General features: G+C 55.3%; 5 protein-coding genes. All 5 read right to left on the reverse strand.

Going from position 1 to position 11,719, the window contains the following annotated elements; all coding sequences use genetic code 11:
• Positions 1-135 precede the first annotated feature (135 nt).
• Positions 136-5,661 carry a X2-like carbohydrate binding domain-containing protein gene (locus PAT3040_RS26045; RefSeq protein WP_108994979.1) on the reverse strand — a complete coding sequence of 1,842 codons (5,526 nt, stop codon included), beginning with the start codon at positions 5,659-5,661 and terminating at the stop codon, positions 136-138.
• A gap of 83 nt (positions 5,662-5,744) precedes the next feature.
• Positions 5,745-7,424, reverse strand: coding sequence for an alpha-1,3-galactosidase-related protein (locus PAT3040_RS26050; RefSeq protein ID WP_108994980.1), 1,680 nt, complete (start codon positions 7,422-7,424; stop codon positions 5,745-5,747).
• A 75-nt stretch (positions 7,425-7,499) separates the two neighbouring features.
• Positions 7,500-9,173 carry an extracellular solute-binding protein gene (locus PAT3040_RS26055; protein ID WP_108994981.1) on the reverse strand — a complete coding sequence of 558 codons (1,674 nt, stop codon included), beginning with the start codon at positions 9,171-9,173 and terminating at the stop codon, positions 7,500-7,502.
• A 131-nt stretch (positions 9,174-9,304) separates the two neighbouring features.
• Positions 9,305-10,213, reverse strand: a complete 909-nt coding sequence (locus tag PAT3040_RS26060; protein ID WP_108994982.1) for a carbohydrate ABC transporter permease — start codon at positions 10,211-10,213, stop codon at positions 9,305-9,307.
• 17 nt (positions 10,214-10,230) lie between these two features.
• Entirely contained in the window at positions 10,231-11,169 is a 939-nt protein-coding gene (locus PAT3040_RS26065) for an ABC transporter permease (RefSeq protein ID WP_108994986.1), read from the reverse strand.
• Positions 11,170-11,719 lie beyond the last annotated feature (550 nt).

Here is an 11,719-nt window from a genome sequence, read left to right on the forward strand (position 1 = left end):
AGGGATCGCGAGTCGGAGGCGTAGCCTAAAAGGGGCGGGTCAAGATGACCGCCCCTTTCGCTATTGCTATAAAGTTCGGAAAATCTCCGATTAACAAGGAAACCTCTCGATTCCTCCCGCCTTCTCTCCCTGCGCCTACCCGGCCCATTGCTCGCCATCATCCGTCTGATCGTAAGAATGATGAACCGAAGCCTCTACAATGTCGCGATAGGCCCAGTGCGCGGCTTTAACATCCTTCCACGGGGACAGCGCCACTCCTTCCAACGGACCTCTGCCCAGCACGCGGTTGACGATGGTCACCGCTTCGGCGCGCGTCAGCGCATTGTTCGATCTAAAGGTTCCGTCCTCGTAGCCCCGCATAATGCCCGCGCCTTGCACCGCCAAAATGGAATCCTTGGCCCAGCCATCGGATACATCGCCGAAGCCCGTTCCTGCAGCCGCCGAATCGTCGATCAGCCCGGCAACCAGCTTCGCCATTTCCGCGCGGGTGATCGATTGGTTCGGTCCGAAGGAGCCGTCCGGGTAACCCTGCATCAAACCCATCCGGGTCACGGCCGATATGGCGTCCTTCGCCCAGCTTGCCTTGCTCGCATCGCTGTAAGTTTTATCCCCGGCTACGGCTTCCGAATCGATCACTCTGGATAAAATCGTCGCCATCTCCGCGCGGGTGATCGTTCGGTCCGGCCTGAACGTTCCGTCCTCGTACCCTTTCATATACGCCTCATGTTCGTAGGTTCCCGCAAGGCCCGGCACTTGAACAAGGGCGAATAAGCTGAAGCGGTCGACAACAAATTGCAAACCTTTGTCGCCCTGGTTGTTATAAGGAACCATAATGCCCTTCAACAGCTGTTTCGTGCCGTCGCTGTGTTCGATGTAGACGCCTAAGTCACGCAGCTCCGCTTCCGTTACATCCAGGTCCTTCAGTGGCAGCACAACCGTGACATCGCGTCCCTGCAAGTTCGTTTCGATCGTTATCGGCCTGCCCAGCACGGAAACCTCTTGACCGCCCGATACGATCGTTGCGACTGCTTCTTTGTTCGCGCGATTCTCGATCTCTTGTTTCTTCCCGGCTTCTTTCACAGGAACCAGTTCGAAATAAAGATCTTTGTCAAAATCTTGCAACGATTCGCTCGGTACAAACACTTTCGCATTCCCCGTCGTCATGCCGAGACCGAGCTTGGCGTCCGCAAGCAGCTTGCCGGCTTCCTTCGGTACCGTTACCTTGGTCTTGGACACTTCGTTCTTCTCGTCCGGTATTACGATCGTCAGCGATTGTGCGCCTGCCCCAATATTGCCTATCGCCTCACGAGCCTGCTCCGCCGTCAACACAACCTCGTCCGACTTCGTGCCGTCCGCATGCGTTGTTCTCGTAATGACCACGTTCGCCAGAACGCCGTCACCGCCGTCTGTCGCTTCCACACTGCCCGTTATTTGCTCCGTCTTCGGAACATTAGGCGTCGGTTGCGTACCCGTACCCGGATTCGGCGTAGTCGTTCCGGCATGAACGTTAAACGTCAAACCGTCAACCAGCATCGCGTCGCCCGATTTCTTCACGGCCTTGAAGGTATGCTCTCCGCCAGGCAGGCCGGAGATGCTGTACACCGTCTGACCGGTCAACCGGCTTGCGTGATGCGCGTCCACCGTTTCCCGGAATACGCCGTCCACGAAAATATCGATCTCGCCCTGCTCCGGCCCCTTAGGCGTAATGAAGGATAAGCCAGTGCCCGTAAATGTATATTCGACGGAATCGCCATTCGTCTCCGCGTAGTGGATGTCATCGAAATGATCGCCCTTGAAGGAGAACGCCAGCGCAGTCTGGCCGTTCGGCAGAGTCGCCAGGTATTCCTTCTTGATCGTCACCTCATCGCCACCCAGCGTATAATCGGTTCCTTTCGCCAGGGCGGTTCCGCCGGCGGTAATGCCAATCAGATTGCTGCCATCGACGGCAAGCGTCGTCGTAACGTCGGAAGCCGCCGACTTATCGACATTTGCCGTATCCGGACCAAGCAGGTCCGCCACTTTCACCTTAAATTGATCCAGCAGCATGTAAAAGCCCGACTTCTTGACGGCCTTAATCGTATGCATGCCGCCCGTCAAGCCGTTAATGCTGTACACCGTCTGAAGCGCTTGCTTGGTATCGTTGTACGTGCTGATCGTTTGCTTGAACTCGCCGTCGATATAGATATCCATATCGCCTTGCGACGGATCCTTCTCCGTAATCAGCTCGATGCCGGTCCCTTGGAACGTAAATTCCAAATAATCGTTGTCCTTTTCGGTAAAGTGTACATCGTCTTTGTAATCGCCGATTCCCCTGTTCCGGTTATGCTGCCAAGCGCCTTTGTACGAAATGCCCGTGTCGTCGTCGTTAATGTCGACGTAGCGGCCTCGCAGCGTGTCGCTTACCGCCACCGCCAGAGTTTGAGCGGCACCTTCGCTGAAGGTTAACGTCAGATTGGCCATTCCCGTCGGCTGCTGGGCCAAATATTCCTTCGAAATCGTCAATTGGTTGCCCGACAGCGTGTAATCCGTTCCTTCTTGCAGAGCCGCCGCGCCGTTTGCCACGCCCTCCAGGCTGTTGCCGTTAAACGCGATCGTCGTTGTCACATTCGCCTGCGCCGAAGCCTTTTTATCGAAGCTTCTTGCGGACGGCGTAATCGCGCTGTTCTTAGGCGTAGAATCGCTGATCGTAATGGACAGAGTCTGCGATTCGCCATGATCGAAGGAGAAGCTCAGATTCGTCGCGCCTACCGGCCGGCTCGCCAAATATTCCTTTTTGATCGTAACCAGCTCATTCGCCACGGTGTAATCGGTGCCGGATTGGAGCGCAGTCTCGCCGTTCGTTATGTCGACAAGCGTATTGCCCGCAAGCTCCATCGTTGTTGCGACATCCGCTTGCGCATCCGCCTTCTTGTCAAAGCTGCCGGACGTTGGGCTGATTGCGCTGTTCGCCGCCGAAGAGTCGCGCACGGCAATGGACAACGTCTGCGTGGCGCCGCCGTCGAAGGTCAGCAGCAGATTCGTCGTACCAAGCGGCCTTGCGCCCAAATATTCCTTCTTAATCGTAATCCGATCATCCGCGACCGTATAATCCGTACCCGCCGTCAGCTCCGCCGCTCCGAGCTTAATGCCTGTCAAGCTTCTACTAGTCGCTTCGGTTACGGCAACATCCTCTTGCTGCCCTGCCGCTTTGTCGAACTCGGCTTCCGTCTCGCTGATCAAATCCGGGGTGATGACTCTCAGCTTGTCGAGCAGCATGAAAATGCCGGATTTCTTAACCGCCTTAAGCGTATGAGTTCCGTCCTCGAGTCCCGTAATCGCAAATACGGGCTTCTGAGCCTGTCGCCCCAGGTTATACGTGCTGACCGTCTGCTTGAACTCCCCGTCTACATAGAAATCAATGTCGCCCTGCGAAGGATCCAGCTCCGTCAAATATTCGATACCGGTTCCTATGAATGTATACTCCAAATAATCCTGGTCATTCTTCTCGGCAAAATGGACATCATCCATATAATCGCCCAGTCCCCGGTTGTAACTCCGGTTCCAGAAGCCGGTATATTGAATAGCCGGATCGTCGTTGTTGAGAGAGATCGAGCCTCCGGCCGAGGTGTCTCTCACGACTAACGTTACCTTCTGCTGCGAGCCGCCGTCGAAGTCAAAGGCCAGCTCGTAGGTTCCGGTCGGCAACGCCGCCAGCGCGTTCTTGCTGAGCACAAGCCCCGTATCCGATGCCGTGTAGTCCGTGCCTTCCGTCAGCGCGGAGCCATTGCGCGAAATGCCTGTCAACGTATTGCCGTTCGGCGACAGCGTCAGCGCCACCTCGGACTGCGAGGCATGATCAAAGCTGATCGCGCCGGGAGTGACTCTGCTGTCTCTTACCGTCGTGTCGCTTATCGTAACGACCAAGCTCTGCGCGGAACCGCCGCTGAAGTTAAACGTCAAGCTGGTCGTACCGACCGTTCTGGACGCGAGATACTCCTTCTTGATCGTAACCACGCTGCCGTCAACCGTATAGTCGGTACCTTCTTGCAGCGTATAACCGCCGTTCATTATGGAACTCAGCGTATTGCCGTTCAGCGTCAGCGTCGTCCCGACATCCTCGCGCTCCGACTCGTTTTTGTCGAAGTTGGCCGCAGCCGGAGCAATCGTGCTGTCCGCCGCTTCGGAGTCGCTTACATCGATGACCAGATTCTGCTCGTCAGCCGTCATTTCCTTGCCGCCGTTTCGCGTCCATTCGCCGGTATATGTCATGCCGGTATCATCGTCATTGACGCGGATCGTCCCGTTTTTCGCCGTTACCTTCAGCAAACGCGATGCATGCGGGGCCAGGTCGACGGAGCTGAAGCCCGTTGCGAAATCGCCAAGCTCCTCGCGGCTCCACAAATCGCGAACGGAAGCCGATCCGTTCAGGCCGATATCGCTCCAATTTACCGTTACCGTCGCCGCTTCGTCAGCCAGGTTAAACAAGCCGACGCTGTAAGTGCCGTCTCCATTGTTTGCATACCATACCTGCTGCTTCGTTTCGGTCGAGACGGGGCGTCCCGGGCGTCCCGCTTGATTAACCGCGATCACCTCTTCGTTGGTGAGCAGCTCCACGCCGTAATCGTCCAAGCGGGTCATGTCGTTGCCGATATACAGCTGCGCCGACGACAGACTCCAGAACGTCATGGCCGTCTTGCGCTCGTCCGGCGTAATGCCGTCCATCGCCCCGTTGCCGACGTTAAGCGAGTCGAAGTCGTTCCAGCCGCCCGGACCGGCATGGCGCCAAAACTTCTCCGCGATCGGGAACAGCCGCGCAATACTCGGCCATGCGGTGAGCCCTCCGTCGCCGCAATAACATTCGATATCCCAGTCGACGCGCCAGCCGTTGGAATACTTTTTCCAATGATCGATGTACTTGATGTCGACCGCCCAGGACAGCTCCAGCCAGATGTCGTGCGGCTCCAGCGCCTGATACCAAGCTTTGACGTCGTCGCGGGAATCCAGCGAAAGGTCGGAAATGCCCGAGCCCGGCGTCACGCTGTCGAACTTCAGAAAGTCGACGCCCCATTCGGCGTACAGGTCCGCAATGGAGTTGATGTACTTCTGGGCGCAGTCGTTCGAAAAATCGATTTTGTAGCCGAAGCCCCAATAATCGGAGCCCCGCGTCGGATCGCCGATATCTCTCATCGAACATCCAGGCGCGTTATAGATCGGCAGATCCTGCTCGTACGCTTCCGGAGACAACCCGGGAATGCCGTACAGCCCGAACTTCTGCCCGTTGGCATGAACGTAATCGATCAAATCCTGCAGTCCGTCCGGGAACAGGGTCGTGCTCGGAATCGGCCGGCCGTAGCCGTCCATTGCCCCATTCCAGCCCGCGTCCACGTTGATGTATTCGTAGCCGTAAGGCTGCAGCTTCTCCTTCATCGCGTCGGATTGCGCTTTGATTTGCTCCGCAGTAATCCACTGGCCATGGTCGTACACCTGCATGCTGTAGCTGCTCCAGCCCATATACGGTTTGGCCGCTATTTCCTTCGACGCCGCCTCCACGGCCGCCGTCTCTCCCGGTATGAAAAGTCCCAACTGAGCCGCCAACACGATAAACGCCAATACGGCGATTCGCGCCTTCCTCATCCCGCCCGCCAATCGAACGCTCATCTGCTTGCCCTTCGTTCCAAACATCGTTTTCCGCCTTTCGTCGATATATTGTCAAAGCAATGGGGTTATTCCCCTCCTCTGTCCAACTTCTCTCAAGATGCCGATTGTCAGGAATAACGATTGTTCATGATCGATACATTATCGCAAGCGACCAGCCGGATCGCCGTTCCGGATTCGCGGCATTTTCCTGCACCTGTGATCAGATTGTTCGCGAATATCAAATGCTCCGTGCCGCTTGCATCCAGCAGTGGGGCATCCCGCATGTCAAAGCGGTTGTCTTCGATCGCGATACGGGAATGCACATACCGACCTTCCTCCGTAGTCGTATTCTCGGGAGACACGGAGATGACGGCCGCATCCGCATGCCCGCATTCGATGAACGTATTGCCCCGGACGGTCAGATCCTTTACGATGCCGGACTCGTACCAGCTTCCGGCGTCGCATGCGACATGCACGGCGCACATGGTTATTCTCTCGAAAAGATTTCCCTCGATGAGCGACTGCCTGCGTGTCGTCAGCAGAACTCCGCGAGTCGGAATGCGGGCCATTCGGTTGCCCACGATTTCCACTTCCGGCGTCCAGCTTACATTTTCTATGACATCGCCGATGCGTAATTGCTCCGGCACGCTTCTGTCGAGTTTAATCCGCATGATGCGCGGATCTACGAGCTCCGCTTCGGCCACGACGGCATCCGCGTAGGACGCAAGCGACTCGGATCGAACGAATTCAATCCCGTCCCCTGCGCTGAAAGCGGGAAATCCATACGTTTGCGGATGCATGAACCTGAGCAGCACCTCGTCAGGGGAAGGTTGTCCCACAACGCGCAGATACGTCCCGTGTACGTTGATTACGTCGTCGTGCGCGCCGACAAATCGGCTGTTCGCCACCCGGATCAGCCCGCGGCAGCCCGACACGTGAATGCAGTCGGCGAAAGCCGCGACGGTGCGCCCCGTCTCTTGCCGCGGGGCGATCTCCAAGCGCTCGAAGAACACATCCTCGCTGAATTGGCAGACCAGTCCCAGCCCGTGCATGAAATGAACGCCCACGTCGCTCCATTCGACCTTGCGGCTCCGAATCACAAGCGCGCCAACCTGGTCGCGGATGCCGTCTCTGGATTGGAAGACGCGCCCGACTGCCGTCGAAGGCAAATGACCCTCGGCGAAGTACAGTCTCAGCCGGCCGGGCTCCCTCTCCTCGACCCGCTTCGCGGCAATTACAAAATTATCGATGCGCCAGGTTGTATTCGTCAGCGGATCGTACTCTTGCATGGGACCGTCCCGGAAACGCCAGCCTTCCCCCTGCCAGATCAGACTGCCGTTCTCAACCTCGTAACGGCTGTCCCTATGGACAACGATGTCGAGGAAATGGTCGCCGATTCGTTCAACGGTCATTTCCGTCACGGTCGGCCGCTCGTAATCCAGACGCAGATTCCGGATGCTTACCTCCTCACAGCCGTCGACAACGATCATCGTCTGCTTGCCGTGGAATACAAACAACGATCCTTTGCCGTCGAGGGTTACGTTCTTCATGCCCTGCAGATGAATGCCGATCGTCTTGGTCACGTCGGAATTTTCGGCTTCGCTGGCCGTATTGGAAATATAATAAGGCTTCTTGGCGGCATGTTCAGGATACAAATCGTATCTTCCCGGGTCGCATGTCAGCACGACAGGCCCCGCGATCCTTGCGGCATCCTCGATCGCCTTTCGCATCGCCGTCGTCGCGTCCTCTCCCGAGTCCGGCTTGATCCCGTAGTCGTTCAGACGAATGACAGTCTGCGTCACATTCATGTTGTTGTGCACCTCACATTAATTTCAAGAACGTCGGACACTCCATCTGGAAGTGCCCGACATTGATCGTCCCAGTTACTCTTTTACAGACGCATCATAAGCCTTTTGCAAAATCTCGAGATAACGATCGAGCTTCAAGTCTTTCAGGCCTTGCACATAGGCATCCCAATCTTTATTTAAATCCTTGTTGCCCGTAACGAATTGCAGCGCATTTTGCTCGATGTAGTTGCGAATGTTCGTTTGCAGCATGCCTACCTCATCGCTGTCGGCCGGGTCAACCCAAAGCGACCAGAACGGGAACAGCTCCTTCGGCTCATGGCCTTCGTACAATTTCGTTGCTTCATACAGCTTGCGCTCGTAGTTGGACGGGTCGTTAATGTCCGTGCCTTGCACCCAGCTGTCGCGGTATTCCTTCGGCATATAGAAGTGTGCCATGCCGGACCAGCCAGCGTTTCTCGGAGCCTCGCCCTCCACGCCCGGAATCGTTTTGACCATAGGCGCTACGCCTTCGCCGAGCGCCGTATCTCCAGGCGCCGGGTCTTCCCAATCGATTCCCTTCATGCCGGAACCGCCGTTCGTTTGTCCTTCCGGCGTAAACATGTAATCGGCAAGCTTGATCAAGGCGATCTGGGCTTCTTCGCTGGCTTTGTTCGTGATGGCAAACTTGCCTCCCGGCGATACGCCGCCGTTGTCATGGGTCGCAAACGACACGTTTGGTCCTTGAAGCGGCGGTACCGGATGGTATTTAGGGAAGCGAGGGCCCGCCATGTCGATAAAGATGGCCGGATGCATGCCTGCGCCGACGCCCAAAATTTCGGCATCCGCGTTTTCGCCGATTTTTTTGAGCGCCTCGGCGTTTTGCGTAAATGCTCCCGGATCGATTAACCCTTCATCGTACAGCGATTTCGCATAAGCGAGTCCTTCTTTCCATTCGGGTTTGATTGCGGCGGATTCCACTTTGCCGCTTGTCATGTTCAAATAGTTTCTGTCGTCATTGTAGACGAACGGATTCATCAGGAACGGAAGGACCCGCACGCCAAACTCTTCTGTCGAGCCGCTTAGTCCTACTTCGTCCGGCTTGCCGTTTCCGTTCGGATCTTCCGTTTTAAACGCTTTCAGAACATTTTTAAATTCTTCCGGCGTAGTCGGCATTTCTAGATTCAGCTTCTCCAGCCATTCCGTGTTGATCCACATTTTGCTCGGGTACGAGCAGTGGAAACATTGCGTGTAAGCGACCAGTCCGTAGATGTTGCCGTCGGGAGCCGTATTCAGCGTTCTTAGATCCGCATTGGATTCCATGGCGGCTTTAATGTTCGGAGCATGTTTGTCAATCAGATCGTTTAAAGGAATGATGACGCCCTGCTTGCCGAATTTCAGCAGATCGGCTTGCGAGAACTGATCGACGTAATGCGTCAGCATGTAGGCATCGGGATAGTCTCCGCTCGCAAGCGAGATTTGACGCTTCTCCTTCGCGCCGTCCGAAGGGATGACTTCGAAGTTGAATTTAATGTTAAACATATCCGAGACATGCTGCGTAAACTTGTTGGTATTGAGATCGATGCCTTGTTCCTGCACGGCAAACACGCTGATTTCCACCGGCTTCGACGGCGTATCTGTTGCCGCGCCGGACGAGCCCCCGTCCGTCGGCGTGCCGTTCGTTCCGGCGTTTTCGTTTTTGCCCGAGCAGGCGGACAGGACCAGCGCCAACACGAGTAAGAGCGACATCAAGCTCCAGCTTAACTTTTTCATTTGCATTCTACTCCCCTTTGCGTTCGCAAGTATGATGGAACTTTGTTTCCCCAATTGTTGTCGTAGAGCGTATCTCCTCATCTTCCGGACGGTTACATCGTCCTCACCTCCCTATAGTGCGTGTTCCGCATTTAGCCTTTGATGGAGCCGACTAGCATCCCTTGGACAAAATAGCGCTGCACGAACGGGTAAATAATGAGTACCGGCAGCGTCGCCACCACGATCAGCGAATATTTGAGCAGCTCCGCCAGTTGAGCCCTTTGCACCTGAATGCTGATATCCATCGCTCCCGCGCTGTTGTTCTGAATGATGATGCTCCTTAGCACAAGCTGGAGCGGAAACAATTTATCCGACTTCAAATAAATGAGCGCGTCGAAATACGCATTCCATTGCCCAACGGCGTACATGAGGACCAGCACGGCGATAATCGGCTTCGATAGAGGAAGAACAACGCTGCCAAGGAATCGCCAATCGCTGCATCCGTCGATCTCGCTCGCTTCGGCCAGCTCATCGGGAATCGTGGACTGGAAGAACGATCGCGCAATGATTACTTGCCACACCCAGATCGCGTTCGGAATAAGCAGGGCCAGCCGGGAATCGATCATGCCGAGCTCCTTTACGACGAGATAAGTCGGGATCAATCCTCCTCCGAACAGCATCGTGAACATCACCAGCATCAGGATGCCTTTGCGGCCAAAAAACGTTTTTCTCGAAAGCGGATAAGCCAGCATGACGGTAAGCGTTACGCTAATGAGCGTCCCCACGGCCATATAAAACAGGGAATTGCCGTAACCCGTCATAATAAGCGGAGTCTTGAATATCGTCTGGAACCCCCTGAACGAAATGTCCACCGGCCAGAGCCACACCTTGCCGGATACGACGGCCGAAGGACTGCTGATCGAGCTGCTGACGATATAGATTAGCGGATACAATACGGCAACGAGCACCAGACTCAGAATGACGTAGATCGCAAAAACAAATATGCGATCTCCGGCCGACTCCCGTATTTTTCGTTTCGGCACTGTTGATGAAATAGCCATTGATAGTTCCTCCTTGCCTACCAGATACTGTTGTTCGAGATTCGTTTGGCGAAGCTGTTGACCGCAACCAAAAGGATGAGATTAATAACGGAATTAATTAATCCGACCGCCGTTGCAAAGCTGTAGTTGGCATTCAGCAAACCCATGCTATAGACGTAGGTCGCGATAACCTCCGACTTGGGCAGGTTGAGCGAATTTTGCAGCAAATAAATTTTTTCGAAGCCGATCGACATGATGTTGCCTACGTTAAGGATGAGAATAATCGTAATGGTCGGAAGAATGCCGGGCAGGTCGACATGCCAGATTTTCTGGAACCGCGACGCTCCATCCACCTTCGCCGCCTCGTACAACGTCGGATCAATGCCCGCCAAAGCCGCGAGGTAGATCACTGCCGCATATCCGGCCGTCTGCCAAATGTCCGACCATACATAGATGGAGCGGAACATGTTCGGCTCGCCCAGGAAATTGATCGGCTCGAAGCCGAAATACTGGAGCGCGATGTTTACGAAACCAAGCCGCGGCGCCAGAAACAACATGATCATGGACACCATGACGACCGTGGAAATAAAATACGGCGCGAAAGTAACCAGCTGAATAAACCGTTTGAAACGGCCATTGCGGATTTCGTTCAACATAAGCGCCAGCAGGATCGGAATCGGGAACCCAGCCAGCAATTGATAAAAGCTTAGCAGCATCGTGTTCCGCACCAGCGTCCAGAAGATCGGGTTCTCGAAAAACATATTAAAATATTTCAGGCCGACCCATGGGCTCCCCCAGATGCCCTTGATGACGTTGTAATCCTTGAACGCCAGCACCGCGTTGGCCATGGGCACATATTTGAAAATAACAAAAAACAATAGCGGCGGTAAGACGAGCACGTAGAGCTGCCAATGCCTGCGCAAGCTTTTGGCAAATTGTCTCCCATACCCGTTCTTAGCCGAATAAAAGCCCTTCATCGAGTGGTTTTGTCTTGATGTAGATTGCTGCAGAACGATCCCTCCCCTATGTCTGTTGCGCACGTCGCCCTCTCCCCCGAAAGCGGGAGTCGCGATATTTGGATACGCTTCCATGACCTGATCATAGTGGACTTATGCCGCGTTCCGGAAGGTACACTTGGGTCTTTTCCCGTACATTTGCCCCCATTTCGAGAGGGCCAATCCCTTGCTATCCGTACATTTCCGCCTGTACGGGCAGCTCGAACGCAGACGATATGGGCTTTCCGCCGGATCGGGTGAGGCTGGTCTGATGGATGAGCTTGCGATCGGTAATGGGTGTAACGGAAGCTGCGTTCGAAGCAATAGCCCGACTTTCTCGGGCTATTGCGCTCTGCGGCGCGTCCGGCGCTCCTATAGCCCGACTTTCTCGGGCTATTGCGTCTCTTCGGCGCATCCGGCGCTTCTGTAGCCCGACTTTCTCGGGCTATTGCGCTCTGCGGCGCGTCGGGCGCTTCTGTAGCCCGACTTTTTCGGGCTATTGCGCTCTGCGGCGCGTCCGGCGCTTCTGTAG

Source organism: Paenibacillus agaridevorans, assembly GCF_003112455.1.
Classification (GTDB): Bacteria; Bacillota; Bacilli; order Paenibacillales; family Paenibacillaceae; genus Pristimantibacillus; species Pristimantibacillus agaridevorans.

What these genes read in the sequence shown, in the direction of transcription:
- PAT3040_RS26055 (WP_108994981.1), bottom strand. Translation starts at nt 9,173, where the DNA reads ATGAAAAAGTTAAGCTGGAGCTTGATGTCGCTCTTACTCGTGTTGGCG.
- PAT3040_RS26050 (WP_108994980.1), bottom strand. Translation starts at nt 7,424, where the DNA reads ATGAATGTGACGCAGACTGTCATTCGTCTGAACGACTACGGGATCAAG.
- PAT3040_RS26045 (WP_108994979.1), bottom strand. Translation starts at nt 5,661, where the DNA reads ATGTTTGGAACGAAGGGCAAGCAGATGAGCGTTCGATTGGCGGGCGGG.
- PAT3040_RS26060 (WP_108994982.1), bottom strand. Translation starts at nt 10,213, where the DNA reads ATGGCTATTTCATCAACAGTGCCGAAACGAAAAATACGGGAGTCGGCC.
- PAT3040_RS26065 (WP_108994986.1), bottom strand. Translation starts at nt 11,169, where the DNA reads ATGAAGGGCTTTTATTCGGCTAAGAACGGGTATGGGAGACAATTTGCC.